This is a genomic window from Staphylococcus sp. HMSC072B07 (genome assembly GCF_001815505.1).
Classification (GTDB): domain Bacteria; phylum Bacillota; class Bacilli; order Staphylococcales; family Staphylococcaceae; genus Staphylococcus; species Staphylococcus simulans.
The window spans coordinates 123,045-137,569 of the sequence record NZ_KV820907.1 but is presented as its reverse complement, the minus strand read 5'-3'; the positions used below and the strand labels follow the sequence as shown (position 1 = coordinate 137,569).

The 14,525-nt window shown below is 34.0% G+C and carries 16 protein-coding genes; 14 read left to right on the top strand and 2 right to left on the bottom strand.

Annotated elements, in window-relative coordinates:
- The first annotated feature begins 21 nt into the window (after nt 1–21).
- The 3 genes from rarD to HMPREF3031_RS05885 all read left to right on the top strand — a co-directional run bounded on the left by rarD (nt 22) and on the right by HMPREF3031_RS05885 (nt 5,401).
- On the top strand, nt 22–918 hold the full coding sequence (gene rarD / locus HMPREF3031_RS05895) for an EamA family transporter RarD (protein ID WP_002480949.1): 897 nt from the start codon (nt 22–24) through the stop codon (nt 916–918).
- A gap of 135 nt (nt 919–1,053) precedes the next feature.
- Complete coding sequence (locus tag HMPREF3031_RS05890) at nt 1,054–4,494, top strand: dynamin family protein (RefSeq protein ID WP_070684281.1); 3,441 nt, start codon at nt 1,054–1,056, stop codon at nt 4,492–4,494.
- A 19-nt stretch (nt 4,495–4,513) separates the two neighbouring features.
- On the top strand, nt 4,514–5,401 hold the full coding sequence (locus HMPREF3031_RS05885) for a 5'-3' exonuclease (RefSeq protein WP_002480947.1): 888 nt from the start codon (nt 4,514–4,516) through the stop codon (nt 5,399–5,401).
- Between the two features lie 66 nt (nt 5,402–5,467).
- Here the strand turns inward: HMPREF3031_RS05885 and HMPREF3031_RS05880 are convergent, their stop codons facing one another.
- Both HMPREF3031_RS05880 and HMPREF3031_RS05875 read right to left on the bottom strand, forming a co-directional pair.
- A complete protein-coding gene (locus tag HMPREF3031_RS05880) occupies nt 5,468–5,860 on the bottom strand; it encodes a ribonuclease HI family protein (protein ID WP_002480946.1) in 393 nt (130 codons plus the stop codon).
- Between the two features lie 47 nt (nt 5,861–5,907).
- A complete protein-coding gene (locus HMPREF3031_RS05875) occupies nt 5,908–6,615 on the bottom strand; it encodes a queuosine precursor transporter (protein WP_002480945.1) in 708 nt (235 codons plus the stop codon).
- A 204-nt stretch (nt 6,616–6,819) separates the two neighbouring features.
- Between HMPREF3031_RS05875 and HMPREF3031_RS12980 the strand changes: the two genes are divergently transcribed.
- From HMPREF3031_RS12980 to HMPREF3031_RS05825, 11 genes are all read left to right on the top strand, one after another.
- Nucleotides 6,820–7,014 carry a zinc-finger domain-containing protein gene (locus HMPREF3031_RS12980; RefSeq protein WP_081600395.1) on the top strand — a complete coding sequence of 65 codons (195 nt, stop codon included), beginning with the start codon at nt 6,820–6,822 and terminating at the stop codon, nt 7,012–7,014.
- Between the two features lie 15 nt (nt 7,015–7,029).
- Nucleotides 7,030–8,148, top strand: a complete 1,119-nt coding sequence (locus HMPREF3031_RS05870; RefSeq protein WP_002480944.1) for a conserved virulence factor C family protein — start codon at nt 7,030–7,032, stop codon at nt 8,146–8,148.
- Nucleotides 8,149–8,238: 90 nt separating this feature from the next.
- The gene (gene brxA, locus HMPREF3031_RS05865) at nt 8,239–8,673 is read left to right on the top strand and encodes a bacilliredoxin BrxA (protein ID WP_002480943.1); all 435 of its coding nucleotides are present in this window, start codon (nt 8,239–8,241) and stop codon (nt 8,671–8,673) included.
- 118 nt (nt 8,674–8,791) lie between these two features.
- Nucleotides 8,792–9,745: a thymidylate synthase gene (locus HMPREF3031_RS05860; RefSeq protein ID WP_002480942.1), complete on the top strand. Its 954-nt coding sequence runs from the start codon at nt 8,792–8,794 to the stop codon at nt 9,743–9,745.
- A 33-nt stretch (nt 9,746–9,778) separates the two neighbouring features.
- A complete protein-coding gene (locus HMPREF3031_RS05855) occupies nt 9,779–10,258 on the top strand; it encodes a dihydrofolate reductase (RefSeq protein WP_002480941.1) in 480 nt (159 codons plus the stop codon).
- A gap of 14 nt (nt 10,259–10,272) precedes the next feature.
- Nucleotides 10,273–11,109, top strand: coding sequence for a DegV family protein (locus HMPREF3031_RS05850; RefSeq protein WP_002480940.1), 837 nt, complete (start codon nt 10,273–10,275; stop codon nt 11,107–11,109).
- Nucleotides 11,110–11,213: 104 nt separating this feature from the next.
- Complete coding sequence (gene msrA, locus HMPREF3031_RS05845) at nt 11,214–11,741, top strand: peptide-methionine (S)-S-oxide reductase MsrA (RefSeq protein ID WP_002480939.1); 528 nt, start codon at nt 11,214–11,216, stop codon at nt 11,739–11,741.
- Nucleotides 11,734–12,168, top strand: a complete 435-nt coding sequence (gene msrB / locus HMPREF3031_RS05840) for a peptide-methionine (R)-S-oxide reductase MsrB (RefSeq protein WP_002480938.1) — start codon at nt 11,734–11,736, stop codon at nt 12,166–12,168. The genes msrA and msrB overlap by 8 nt, the downstream gene beginning before the upstream one ends.
- Nucleotide 12,169: 1 nt before the next feature.
- Nucleotides 12,170–12,670, top strand: coding sequence for a PTS sugar transporter subunit IIA (locus HMPREF3031_RS05835; protein ID WP_002480937.1), 501 nt, complete (start codon nt 12,170–12,172; stop codon nt 12,668–12,670).
- Nucleotides 12,670–12,891, top strand: a complete 222-nt coding sequence (locus HMPREF3031_RS05830) for a YozE family protein (protein ID WP_002480936.1) — start codon at nt 12,670–12,672, stop codon at nt 12,889–12,891. The genes HMPREF3031_RS05835 and HMPREF3031_RS05830 overlap by 1 nt, the downstream gene beginning before the upstream one ends.
- A 90-nt stretch (nt 12,892–12,981) precedes the next feature.
- Nucleotides 12,982–14,517, top strand: coding sequence for a S41 family peptidase (locus tag HMPREF3031_RS05825; protein WP_002480935.1), 1,536 nt, complete (start codon nt 12,982–12,984; stop codon nt 14,515–14,517).
- Nucleotides 14,518–14,525 lie beyond the last annotated feature (8 nt).

Here is a 14,525-nt window from a genome sequence, read left to right as displayed (position 1 = left end):
TGAAAAATTGGGGTGACTAGGATGAATCAAGAATTTAAACGCGGCATAGTATACTCCATAATTGCCTATATCCTTTGGGGAACATTACCAATTTATTGGTCGTTGCTCAATGATATCAGTCCGTTTGAAATTCTCGCTTATCGTATTATTTTATCCATGATTTTTATGGTTGTATTAATCATGGCAATGGGAAAAAGTTCACAATTTATAAGTGGCATTAAAGCCTTAACAACCAAACAACTTTGGGCTATTATTCTAGCCGGCTATATCATTACAGTAAACTGGGGCACATTTATCTGGGCGGTAAATAATAATCACGTACTCCAAGCGAGTTTAGGTTATTATATTAATCCGCTTGTCAGCATTTTACTTGCGATGATCTTTATGAAAGAAAAATTCAATAAGTTAGAATGGTTAGCAATTTTCCTTGCTTTTATTGGTGTGCTATACATGACGTTAAAAATCGGAGAGTTTCCGGTTGTTTCGATTATTTTAGCGGTGTCATTCGGATTTTATGGCCTGCTTAAGAAAATTGTACCGATTGATGCTTTAAGCAGTATTACATTTGAATGTATCGTTACAACGCCAGCAGCTTTGATTTATATCGTTTATTTATGGATCTCTCATCAAACAACCATTGGTATCAACATGCCGACATTCTGGCTATTGTTCTCAGGGGCTATTACAGCGATTCCATTAATTTCGTTCTCTGCAGGTGCAAGACGTATTCCTTTATCATTAATGGGATTCATTCAATATATCGGTCCGACATTAATTTTTATTTTAGGTATCTTTATTTACAGAGAACCTTTTGATACAAATCAATTCGTTACCTTTATCTTTATTTGGGCTGGAATTATCGTTTACAGCTTATCTCGCTACTTACAAATTAAGCATGCGAATAATCCAGGTCTTTAAAATTATGATGCATTTGACTAAATATCAGTCAGATGCATCTTTTTTATTCTCCGCAACATCGATTTTAATCCTTTAGAGTAAAGCGCTTTTAGTATACAATTAAAGCAATGTTATTTATAAAGGGGTACATAATCTATGACGAGTAACAACCAATTAGATATTTTATATAAATTAAAAAAAGAAGTCGAAAAATCAAACCATCAAGATTTGGTCCATATTATCAACCAAGTCATTAAAAAAGTTTATCTAGATCAATACACATTAACATTTGTCGGTCACTTTTCAGCAGGCAAATCTACATTAATCAACTTACTACTAGAACAAGAAATCTTACCAAGTTCACCTGTACCGACAACCAGCAACACAGCAATCGTCAGTGTCGCTGATAAAAGTGAAATTATCGCAAACTTAGAAGGTCAAAAATATACACGCTTGAATAATTATGATGAAGTGAAGCAATTAAACAGACAAAATGGGGATGTAGAGTCTGTAGAAATTCGTTTTGAATCTGATAAATTCAAAAAAGGATTCACCTTACAAGATACACCAGGTGTAGACTCAAACGTTTCATTACACCAAGCATCAACAGAACAATTCATGTTTACCAGCAATATTATTTTTTATACAGTAGATTATAACCATGTTCAATCCGCAATGAACTTCCAATTTATGAAACGTTTGAATCATGCAGGCATCCCAGTAGTATTCGTAATAAATCAAATCGATAAACATAATGATGAAGAGCTTTCATTCGATGCTTTCAAACAAAATATTCAGCACGCGGTAGATGAATGGGACTTAGAACTTCTGAAAACATTTTATGTTTCTAAGTATGACCACCCAGAAAATCAAATTAATGCACTGTCTGATTTCTTAATCGAACAAGATACACATCGCGAGTCTATGGAAGACTATATTGAAAGAATCACACAGTTTATTACCGAAGACCAAAAATCATATATTCAAGCTGAAATGCAGGATATTTTAGCAAATTTAGATATTGATGCTTCACAATTTGACCAAGCTTATTTAAACTTCCAACAGAATCAATCTGTTAGTGAAGAAGCACAGTTGTTAAATGATCCAGATAAGCTCTATAAATATTTAAATTATCAACGCAAAAACATTTTAGAAAACGCATACTTAATGCCGCATGAAATGCGTGAAAAGATTCGTCTCTACTTAGAAAGCCAAGTAAAAACATTCAAAGTTGGCGGATTCTTTAATAAGAAAAAGAAAACTGAAGAAGCTAGGGAAGAACGATTACAAAATGTAATGACAGCGTTACAAGATATTGTAAATCAACAAATCAGACAGCCTATGCGAGAAGATATGTCATTCTTAACCCGCTTCATCAACCAAACAGACGTCAACCAATCTATTTTAAATCAGCATTATGAAATACCATCCTCACTTGTCACAGATTTATACCAAGAACAAATGAGTATCAGTAATGCTTATGTATTAAACTTCTGTGACGATGTCGTTAAAGCTATTCATCGATTTATTAAAAAAGAATCAGAACCTCTATTAAAACGTGCTATTGAAAATGCTGAAACACAACATGTCGACGATGAAGAAGAGACGGATCAAAATGATTATGAAAAATATATTGAGTTACGTAAGCTACGTGAATCACTCATCACAAGAAATTATCAACATTATTATATTCATTTAGATGATTCATTAGATAAATTGATTGACCGTACAGAAATCACATATACAAAAGAAGAGCTAGAAACACCGAAAAAACAACTGAACCAAACTAAACAAAAAACTGAGTTAAAATCTGATATCGATATTGAAACAATTAAGCAAGGTATCGATATCATTGATCCTGTTCCTTTATTTGAACAAACCAAATCAGATTTGAAGGCTGCTATTGAACGAATGGATCAACAAATTGTGAAAATCGGCGTATTCGGTACATTCAGTGCTGGTAAAAGCAGCTTAATCAATGCGTTACTAGGTGAAAATTATTTAGTAAGTTCACCAAATCCTACTACAGCAGCAACAACAGAGCTCTCATATGGTAATTCAAGTGCAATCACTTTAAAACAAGCACCTCAATTACTCGCGGAATTAAATCAATTAGTTGAATCTCAAAAATTCCACTTTGAGAGTTTAGAGGACTTTAAAGCAACAGATACAACAGAGTTAAAACATTCATTGAAGAAAGAACAACTTGCTTTTGTTAATGCGGTTAAAGAACAATTAGATTTATACCAAAATATGATTCAAGATGGTTACCATCACGATATCAGTCAGGATGAAGTGAAAAAATGGAGTGCTCAAGATGAGTATGCTGCGTTTGTGGAAACTGTTCATTTAAACTTACCGATAGACTGGTTGAAAAATAAAATTATTGTAGACTCTTTAGGTCTTTATTCAAATAACCAACGTCATTCTAATGAAACGGAAAAAATATTAACATCATCTGATTTGATTTTATACGTAAGTTACTTCAATCATTCATTTACTGATAACGACAAAGCATTTATTGAGTATATGAAAGAGATGAATCAACTCAATGAAAATCAAACATTCAAGATGATTATTAATGCAGTAGATTTAGCAGAATCAACAGAAGATTTAGAAGCTGTGGAAGATTATGTCAGCGATGCATTACAACAAGTAAATATGCCTGCTGATATTTATAGTGTTTCTAGTCGACGTGCATTAAAAGAGGGCGATGAAGGGCTAAATAAACTAAAAGATAGTCTAGATTACTTTGCGGAGGTCGAATCTAAGGTTGTTTTACAACAACAAATGAAAGCGCAACTTGAACAAATTAGTGCCTCTTATACACAAATGTCAGAAGACTATCAAAACAACCGTGAAGAAATGGAAACGCGTCAACAAGAAGTAAGAAAGATTGAACAAAAAGGTGCGATTCCAAATACGACTTTAAAAACGACTAAACAACATGTTTATAACGAAGTTGAAGATCAAGTATATCACTTAAATGAACGCTTAAAAATTCAATTGTTTGATGAAGTTCGTACAGTATTCAACGGGCAAATGACTAAAAACAATGACTTTGATGCTGAAAAACGTGATGCAGTTAAAACATATCTTGAACAAATCCATGGCAGATTGTATATGGAACAAACTTTAATTGCTGAACGTATTAAAAAATTCTTTAATAAGCAACTGGAAGATCAACTTGCACCTATTGTTAAGCAATTGAATCAATTGCATATTTTATTACAGCCACACTTTGAGATTGAAATGGATAAAGATAAAATTACAACGATGCATATTGATTTTAATGAAATGTTCGAACATCTTCCGAAAAAATTGACGAAAAAGCGTTTGTTGCAACTGAAAGCACAAAAAGAACTACAAGAGCAAATCACAATGGAAACGGTTGACTTGTTGCAAAACAACATTAACCAATTACGACAAGAGTTAGAACAACAAGTGTCTAAGATGGGCAAGATTGCAGATCAACAATTAAATGAGATTTCAAATGAAATACATGAACAAGCAAGCGCATTATTAAGCGTTAAAATTGATAATAGCTTGATTCAACAAATTGATGCGGCTAACCGTCAATTAAAAGAAATTATTTAACTTAGAAAGAGGAAGTAGTATGACAAACAAAGTATTGCTGGTAGATGGAATGGCGTTATTATTCCGCCATTTCTATGCTACAAGCATTCATCATCAATTCATGAGAAATTCAAACGGAGTTCCGACTAATGGCGTACAAGGATTTGTTCGTCACATCTTTTCAGCGATAGATGATATTCAGCCGACACATATCGCTGTATGTTGGGACATAGGGCAACAAACGTTTCGAAATGAAATGTTTGCAGATTATAAACAACATAGACCAGCACCGCCTGATGAATTGATACCACAATTCGATTTAGTTCAAGATATTTCAAACGCACTTGGGTTTGTTAATATTGGAGTTAAAAATTATGAAGCCGATGATGTTATCGGAACGTTAAGCAGAAATTTATCAGAGGATAACGAAGTTTATATCGTTACAGGAGATAAAGATATCTTACAATGTATAAATCCTAATGTTGAAGTTTGGTTGACTAAAAAAGGATTTAATATTTATAACCGTTATGATTTAACACGCTATCAAGAAGAATATCAATTACATCCGCTTCAACTCATCGATATCAAAGCGTTTATGGGGGATACCGCTGATGGTTATCCTGGCGTCAAAGGAATTGGTGAAAAAACAGCACATAAATTAATCTTAAAATATCAGTCTGTAGAAAATGTTATCAATCACATTGACGAATTGACACCGGCACAACAAAAGAAAATCATCAGCCAATTAGATGATTTGAAACTTTCAAAACAACTTGCAGAAATCCACACTAATGTACCATTAGATGTAACAGCATTATTTAATCAAATGCAGTATCATCTGGATTTCATTGATATTTTCAATGTCTTAGATACTCACGATTTGAAAGTGTCTAAGAAATTTATTGAAAGAGAATTCTTACCATTTTAATCATTCAAAACAAAAGCGGGAGGGCGTTTCACAGTTAATAACTGTGGAGACGTCCTCCCGCTTCTTTTATTTTAATTGCTGATAGAGCGCTTGTTGCGCATGATGATTGGCTTCTTTATTTTGTGCTCTAGGAATCCAATCAATCAGACATAAATCAAATGCTTTCATTTTCTTCGCTGCTTCAACTAAATAACCTTTAAACTTCTCATTCTTAGCAAAGCCTTTATCTAAACTGTCAGTGATCAGCTTAGAATCGGTATAAATTAATGCCGTAGATACATTTAATTCTAATGCACAGTCTAAGGAAAAATTAAAAGCTTGCCATTCTGCTGAATGATTGTCAGTAGGTGCGATATCTTGCGTGAAAGTTTGATGGTTACTCTCTTCAATAATTGTTGCTGCAATAGATGCTGGTCCTGGATTACCTTTAACTGCTGCATCAAAAAATATTTTAGCCATACATCATTCCATCCTTAATCAAAATATTATATTATCTATACCCTTAATCAGTAACCTTCATCTTTAGATTGAATTTTACCTTTTCGGTACATTGATTTAGCCCAGTAACCAAATGGCACATTAAAGATTGTAGCAAGTAGTTTTAAGAAGTAAGTCGTAATAAAGATTTCAAAGACTGCACCTGCTGGCAGCAAACCAATAAACGCGATACTTACAAAAAGGGCAGTATCAATAATAGAACTTAATGTCGTACTCCCATATGCACGAATTGCAAATGTGCGATCTGACTTGAATACTTTTTTAATCGCATTGAAGATAAAGACATCGATATGTTGTCCGATGATATAAGCGATAATCGAACCTAACGCGATTCTAGGTACTATATTGAAAATTGTACTTAGCGCTTTTTGTGCCATATCTTCTGGAGCGGGAATAAAATGTAATGATAGTTGCATTAAAATTATCATCACTAATGATGAACTAAAGCCCATCCATACTGCTCTTTTAGCTACTTTACGTCCATAGATATCGTTTAAAATATCCGTCGCTAAATAAATAGACGCAAACATTACATTTCCTAAAGTCGCAGAAATCGTAAAGATGTCTACAGTTTTAATTACTTGAATGTTAGCAATTACAGTTCCGATAGCTACCCAAGCAATCAAACCTTGCTTACCGAACAAACGATACATTGCGACCATTAATGTAAAGGTCACTAGAAAGGCAATAATACCTAATATTTCATTGTAAAACATAATTAACCTCCTAAATTTTGTTAATGCGGGTGTTTAGAAACCGCAACTCAACTCATATATTCTATAGAAATCGTACATTAAATGCAATAGCCATTTAGTTACAACTACAAAGTAGAGAGATGAAGTTAACCGTGTCGCATGATATAATGAGGCTAAATTAATCGTCCTTAAACCATTTAAGGTGTTATTAATTATATAAAGGGAGTGACGATTATTTTTTCAAAATCCGAAAAAAGAGCGCTTGATTCCATAGATGATTTATTAAGCACTTACTGCAAAAATTGTGAATTAAAAACATATAATCGTAAAACAAAAGGGAAAACATATGCACATCATTTTTGTATTTACGAATGTTCAGTAGGTAAACAAATCAAGCAATTTGGTAACGAACTACAATAATTGGGGGTTATTTTGATGGAAATCGTTCGTATTGAACCGACACCAAGTCCGAATACCATGAAAGTGGTATTGAATAAGAAAAGAGAGGACAATCAATCCTCCACCTATACAAAAGTAAAAGAAGGCCAACCTGATTTTATCAATAGACTTTTAGAGGTTGAAGGTGTTAAATCCATTTTCCATGTCATCGACTTTTTAGCTGTGGATAAAGCACCAAAAGCAGATTGGGAGGCATTACTGCCTAATATTACAGCTGCAATTAGTAATGAATCTGAAACTGAAACAAATGATACACCTGCACCTGATGAACATTTCGGAGAAATTAAAGCGGAAGTGCTCAAATTTAAAGGTATCCCGTATCAGATTAAACTCACTACTACTAAGGATGAAGAACGCAGACAATTACCAGACTACTTTGTCGATACAATGCTAGCAGCACAAAAAGATGATGACAATGTAGTATTTATGCGTAAGTGGGAAGATTTAGGTACGCGTTATGGAGAACTAGAAGAAGTTATGGATAATGTTGAAGAAGAACTTGTCGCACTATATCCTGAAAATAAACTTAATGAATTAAAACAAGAAGCATTAAATACGGATATTGTGGTTCCAACAGCACACTATCAACATGTGACAGTTGATGAATTTAACGCGGCAGAAGATTGGAAAGCGCAACTTAGAATGTTGAAATCTTTCCCAACACCAACCAAAGAAGATTATCCTCTTATCGAAACTGCATTAAATCATCCTAAAATTCCAATTCGACGCGAAGCTATTGTGCTAGCAAGTATGGTAGAAGATGAGTCAGTTCTTCCATATATGTACCAAGGTTTACAGGATAAAAATCCTGGTGTACGCCGAACTGCCGGAGATGGATTAAGTGATTTAGGATTTAAAGCAGCTTTACCAGAAATGGAGAAAGCTTTAGATGATCCACAAAAGATTGTGCGTTGGCGTGCCGCGATGTTTATTTTTGATGAAGGTGGCGAAGCACAATTACCAGCTTTGAAAGCACATGAAGATGATGACGCTTACGAAGTGAAGTTACAGATTCAAATGGCCATCTCTCGTATTGAAAAAGGTGACGAAGCACTAGGATCTGTTTGGAAACAAATTGCTAACCGTAATAAATAAGCGGAATTAGGATGAATCAACAAATTAATTAGATTACATTTCTGATTATTTCATGTAAAATAAACTATAAATGAACAAGGAGTGTATATTATGAATCCATATGAAGCATATATGCAAGAACTCGCACAAGGTATGCGTAGCGAGTTAACACAAAATGGTTTTGAAAGTTTAGAAACTGCAGAAGCAGTTGATCAATATATGGACAATGTAGGTGCTGAGGAAACTACATTTGTTGTTATTAATTCAGTATGTGGTTGTGCAGCTGGATTAGCTCGTCCAGCAGCTGTAGCAGTTGCTGAGCAAAATGATAAAAAGCCTGATCACAAAGTAACTGTCTTTGCAGGTCAAGATAAAGAAGCAACACAAGAAATGAGAGAGTTCATACAACAAGTACCTTCAAGTCCTTCTTTCGCTTTATTTAAAGGTACAGAATTAAAACATTTTATGCCTCGTGAATATATTGAGGGACGCGATATTCAAGATATCTGTATGGATATCAAAGATATGTTTGATGAAAACTGTTAATCAATTTGAATTGATTTCATAATCGAAGGTACGGGACAATATTTGATGGCTGACTCAGTCCATCAATTGTCCCATTTTTTATAATTGGAGATACATACGATTTGAGGAGGAGATAGGTATGAATTCATTCGACGAAGCATATCATGACCTATGTAAGGAAATTTTAGCTATCGGGAACGAACGCGATGATCGTACACGTACTGGTACCATTTCAAAATTCGGTCATCAATCACGCTATGACTTAAGTAAAGGCTTCCCATTATTAACAACTAAAAAAGTATTCTTTAAGTTGATTGCGACTGAGCTGATTTGGTTTATGAAAGGCGACACAAATATCAAATATTTACTAGAATACAACAATAATATTTGGAATGAATGGGCATTTGAAAACTATGTTGAATCAGAAGATTATCATGGACCGGACATGACGAATTTCGCACATCGTGCATTACAAGATGAAGCATTCAACGAAGTTTACCAACAAGAAATGGAAAAATTTAAATCACGCATTCTAAACGATGATGATTTTGCGCAAAAACACGGCAATTTAGGGAATGTATATGGTAAGCAATGGCGAGATTGGGTTGGTGCAGATGGTCAACATTATGATCAACTTGCTACAGTCATCGAACAAATCAAAACTCACCCTACATCTAGACGTCACATCGTATCTGCATGGAACCCAGCAGAAATTGATACGATGGCATTACCGCCATGTCATACGATGTTCCAGTTTTATGTACAAGACGGCAAACTAAGTTGCCAATTATATCAACGTAGTGCAGATGTATTTTTAGGGGTTCCATTTAATATCGCAAGTTATAGTTTACTAACACATTTAGTAGCAAAAGAATGCGGCTTAGAAGTCGGTGAGTTTGTGCATACGATTGGTGATGCACATATCTATTCTAATCATATCGATGCGGTCAAAAAACAATTAAGTCGTTCAAGTTACGAACCACCTCAATTAAAAATCAATACAGATCGTTCAATTTTTGATATTCAATATGAAGACTTGGAGATTGTAAATTATCAATCACACCCAGGTATTAAAGCACCTATCGCTGTATAAAAACAATTAGAATTTTTGAAAGGGGATAAGAATATGACGCTTTCTATTCTTGTTGCGCATGATCAAAACAGAGTAATCGGTAAGGATAACCAACTACCATGGCATTTGCCTAATGATTTAAAACATGTCAAAAAATTAAGTACTGGCAATACACTCGTAATGGGCCGTAAAACATATGAATCTATCGGCAAACCGCTTCCAAACAGACGTAACGTCGTTTTAACACGTGATGAATCTTTTCATCCTGAAGGTGTAGATGTCATACACAATTTTGAGGATATTTATGATTTGCCTGGCCATGTCTTCATTTTCGGCGGCCAAGCATTGTTTGAAGAATTTATCGATAAAGTAGATGACATGTACATCACTGTCATTGAAGATAAATACCAAGGAGATACGTTCTTCCCACCTTATACTTTTGAAGATTGGGAAGTTGAATCTTCAGTTAAAGGAGAACAAGATGAACGTAATAAAATTCCGCACACGTTCTTACATCTTGTTCGTAAAAAGTAATAGGAGGTATGGAAATGCGTAAAAAAATTGTCACAGACTCAACAACAGATTTACCTCAATCATATCTAAAAGAGCACGATGTTCATGTGATTCCTCTTAATTTAACGATTGAAGGCAAATCTTATATCGACCAACAAGACATTTCTTCTGAACGTGTAATTGAGTTAATAGAAGAAGATGTAGATATCAAAACCAGCCAACCTCCTATTGGTAAATTTATTGAAATGTACGATGAATTAGGAAAAGACGGCTCAGAAATCATTAGTATTCATATGACATCTGGATTAAGCGGTACGTATCAAACTGCGTATCAAGCTAGTCAAATGACTGATTCAAAAGTTACAGTTATTGATTCAAAATCCATTTCATTCGGCCTTGGTTTCCAACTGGAACATATTGTTGAATGGAATAACGAAGGGTTATCAACAGAAGAAATTCTTAAAAAATTAAAACATTTACAAAGCAATATCAAACTCTTTGTAGTGATTGGCCAATTAAACCAACTGATTAAAGGCGGACGTATCGGTAAAGCTAAAGGTATGATTGGTAATATGATGCGTTTAAAACCAGTGGGCATTCTTGATGATGGACAAATCAAAATCCTTCATAATGCACGTACGCAAAAGTCGAGTATTCAAATTATTAAAAAAGAGCTTGCTCAGTTCATTGAAAATCATTCGATTAAAAAAATCGGCTTAGCTCATGCAAATGCATTAGATTTTGTAGATAAGTTTAAACAACAATTTGCGATTGAAGAAAATAATACTGAAGTTGAAATCAATACGACAACACCAGTTATTTCAACACATACTGGACAAGGTGCAGTAGGATTCGTTGTCTTGCGTCAATAATCGATAATTCTCATGAAAATCATCGGGTTAAAGCAAACTAATAGAAAATAAAGTGCAGTCATGATAAATTTAGAATTGACTAAACGCCGAATGGAGGTAATATTTTGGCATATGCAACATTAGCTGGCGGTTGTTTCTGGTGTATGGTAAAACCATTCACATCATATCCTGGTATTAAGAATATTGTATCAGGATACAGTGGCGGCCACGTAGAAAATCCAACTTATGAAGAAGTATGTACGAACACAACAGGACATGTTGAAGCAGTACAAATTGAATATGATCCTGAAATCACTTCATTTGAAAATATATTAGATGTTTATTTCAAGACGTTCGATCCAACAGATAATGGTGGACAATTCTTCGATCGCGGTGAAAGTTACCAACCGGTCATTTTCTACCATGACGAAGAACAAGAAAAAGCTGCACAATCTAAAATCCAGCAGTTAAACGAACAAATGATTTTTAATAAACCTGTGATCACACCGGTAAAACCATATAAAAACTTTTACCCGGCAGAATCTTATCATCAAGATTATTATAAAAAGAATCCAATGCATTATGAACAGTATCAAAAAGGTTCAGGAAGAAAAGACTTTATAGAAAGACATTGGGGGGAGCAAAATGCTTAAAAAAAGTAAAAATGAATTAACAGATATGGAATATCTTGTTACTCAAGAAAATGGTACAGAACCTCCTTTCCAAAATGAATATTGGAATCATTTCGAAAAAGGTATCTATATCGATAAACTTTCAGGCAAACCACTATTCACTTCAGAAGAAAAATTTCATTCTGATTGTGGTTGGCCAAGCTTCTCTAAAGCTCTAAGTGACGATGATATCATTGAACTTGTAGATAAGTCATTTGGTATGGTAAGAACTGAAGTACGTTCTGAAAACAGTCATTTAGGTCACGTTTTCAATGATGGACCAAAAGAAACAGGCGGATTAAGATATTGTATCAATTCAGCTGCTGTACAATTTATTCCTTATGATAAATTAGAAGAACTTGGATATGGTGATTTGATTCCACATTTCAAGAACCAAGGAGAGAAATAATATGTTTAAAAAATTATTTGGCAAAGAGGATAAAGTAGATAAGTCAATCGAGGTTTATGCACCGATTTCTGGTGAATACGTTAAAATCGAAGATATTCCAGACCCAGTATTTGCTCAAAAAATGATGGGTGATGGCTTTGGTGTTAATCCAAGCGAAGGTGTCGTTGTTTCACCAATTGAAGGTAAAGTTGACAATATCTTCCCAACTAAACATGCATTAGGTTTAAAAGCTGATAACGGTTTAGAATTATTAATTCACATCGGTCTAGATACAGTTCAATTAGATGGTGAAGGATTCAATGTATTAGTTGAAAGCGGCGATACAGTAAAAGTTGGAGATCCACTAGTTGAATTTGATTTAGACTATATTGGAAATAACGCTAAATCAGTCATTTCACCAATTATTATTACTAATACAGATCAAGCAGATAAAATCGATATCCACCCTCAAGATCAATTAGTTAAAAGTGAAACAAAAGTAATTGATGTGACAATGGGTTAATGAAAGATTATTCATTTTATCAATTTGCGCTTACTGTGCGAGGCAGACCTGATGAAAAAGGTCAATTAGCAGAACAGATTTTTGATGATTTAGCTTTTCCAAAACATGAGTCAGACTTTCATACATTGTCAGACTATATAGAGACTGAAGCTTCTATCAGTTCACCAATGTATGTATTTGATGACTTATTTGATGAATATCAGGAATGGTTAAAATTTTAAATTTTTGACGTAGGGTTGGTGTGAGGCACCAGCCCTTTTTATTTTTTATATAGCCATATATAAGTTGATGAACGTGCTGAATTTGGTAAAATGAATTATCCATTCAAACTAGAACTTATTTATGCACATCAACGTAATTTAAGAAAGGGGCATATCCGAGTGACACAACATAATGATGAAACTAATCAACCTTCAGATGAACAAGACTCAAAAAAGGCACCTAAGTTTTTTAAAATTAAAAGATGGAAATTCATCACATTTAGTATACTCGCATTGTTGTTAACGATTATCCTTACAGTCTTTGCGACAATCGCGATAGCACACAAATTTTCAGGGCTAGACGACTCACAAAGAAAATCATTCAGTAAAGTTGAAAGTACATATCAAACATTAGCCAATGATTACTATAAAAAACAAGATTCAGAAAAATTATCTGAAGCTGCCATTAACGGTATGGTTAAATCATTAAAAGATCCTTATTCACAATATATGACAAAAGATGAAACCAAATCATTTAATGAAGACGTTTCAGGTGATTTCGTAGGTATCGGCGCTGAAATGCAGCAACGTAATAAAGAAATCAGTGTAACCAGCCCCATGAAAGGATCTCCTGCAGAAAAAGCAGGTGTACAACCCAAAGATGTTTTAACTAAAGTAGATGGGAAATCTATTAAAGGTAAGTCACTGACAGAAGTAGTCAAAATGGTACGTGGTAAAGAAGGTACTGAAGTTACGTTAACTATTAAGCGTGCCAACCAAGAGCAAAACATTAAAATCAAAAGAGAAAAAATCCACGTTAAAAGTGTTGAATACAAAAAAGAAGGCGATGTTGGTGTCTTCACGATTAATAAATTCCAAGAAGATACAGCCGCTGAATTGAAAACTAATATTATGAAAGCACACAAACAAGGCGTACGAAAAATTGTATTGGATTTACGTAATAATCCAGGCGGATTATTAAATGAAGCCGTTAAAATGTCGAATATCTTCATCGATAAAAATAAACCGGTTGTGAAGTTGCAAAAAGGGAAAGAAATAGAATCGGTGAATACTCCGACCGATCCATTAAAAGAAGCAAAAGATATGAAAGTATCTATCCTTGTCAATGAAGGTTCAGCCAGTGCTTCTGAAGTCTTTACTGGTGCAATGAAAGACTATAATAAAGCGAAGGTTTATGGTGAAAAGACATTTGGTAAAGGTATTGTACAAACCACACAAGAATACTCAGATGGTTCGTTATTAAAATATACTGAAATGAAATGGTTAACACCACACGGTACTTATATCCATGGTAAAGGAATCAAACCAGATGTCGAAATTGCATCTCCTAAGTATCAATCATTATCAATGATTCCTGATGACAAAGTGTTTAAAGAAGGCGATCAAGATAAAAATGTCAAATCTATAAAAATCGGCTTAAAAGCTTTGAATTATCAAGTTGGAAAAGAAAACAATGACTATGATGCAAAACTCAAATCTGCAGTTGAAGATTTCCAAAAAGATAATCAATTACCAGTAACAGGCAAATTTGATAAAGAAACGAATCAAAAATTCGCAGAAAAGTTAGTAGATAAAGCGAATAAAGATGATGAAATGTTAGATACTTTAATCAAAAAATTAAAATAAAGGGGCAC

Bases quoted from the DNA above. Each gene is read 5' to 3' on its own strand.
- rarD (WP_002480949.1), top strand. From the start codon at position 22: ATGAATCAAGAATTTAAACGCGGCATAGTATACTCCATAATTGCCTAT.
- HMPREF3031_RS05890 (WP_070684281.1), top strand. From the start codon at position 1,054: ATGACGAGTAACAACCAATTAGATATTTTATATAAATTAAAAAAAGAA.
- HMPREF3031_RS05885 (WP_002480947.1), top strand. From the start codon at position 4,514: ATGACAAACAAAGTATTGCTGGTAGATGGAATGGCGTTATTATTCCGC.
- HMPREF3031_RS05880 (WP_002480946.1), bottom strand. From the start codon at position 5,860: ATGGCTAAAATATTTTTTGATGCAGCAGTTAAAGGTAATCCAGGACCA.
- HMPREF3031_RS05875 (WP_002480945.1), bottom strand. From the start codon at position 6,615: ATGTTTTACAATGAAATATTAGGTATTATTGCCTTTCTAGTGACCTTT.
- HMPREF3031_RS05870 (WP_002480944.1), top strand. From the start codon at position 7,030: ATGGAAATCGTTCGTATTGAACCGACACCAAGTCCGAATACCATGAAA.
- brxA (WP_002480943.1), top strand. From the start codon at position 8,239: ATGAATCCATATGAAGCATATATGCAAGAACTCGCACAAGGTATGCGT.
- HMPREF3031_RS05860 (WP_002480942.1), top strand. From the start codon at position 8,792: ATGAATTCATTCGACGAAGCATATCATGACCTATGTAAGGAAATTTTA.
- HMPREF3031_RS05855 (WP_002480941.1), top strand. From the start codon at position 9,779: ATGACGCTTTCTATTCTTGTTGCGCATGATCAAAACAGAGTAATCGGT.
- HMPREF3031_RS05850 (WP_002480940.1), top strand. From the start codon at position 10,273: ATGCGTAAAAAAATTGTCACAGACTCAACAACAGATTTACCTCAATCA.
- msrB (WP_002480938.1), top strand. From the start codon at position 11,734: ATGCTTAAAAAAAGTAAAAATGAATTAACAGATATGGAATATCTTGTT.
- HMPREF3031_RS05835 (WP_002480937.1), top strand. From the start codon at position 12,170: ATGTTTAAAAAATTATTTGGCAAAGAGGATAAAGTAGATAAGTCAATC.
- HMPREF3031_RS05830 (WP_002480936.1), top strand. From the start codon at position 12,670: ATGAAAGATTATTCATTTTATCAATTTGCGCTTACTGTGCGAGGCAGA.
- HMPREF3031_RS05825 (WP_002480935.1), top strand. From the start codon at position 12,982: ATGAATTATCCATTCAAACTAGAACTTATTTATGCACATCAACGTAAT.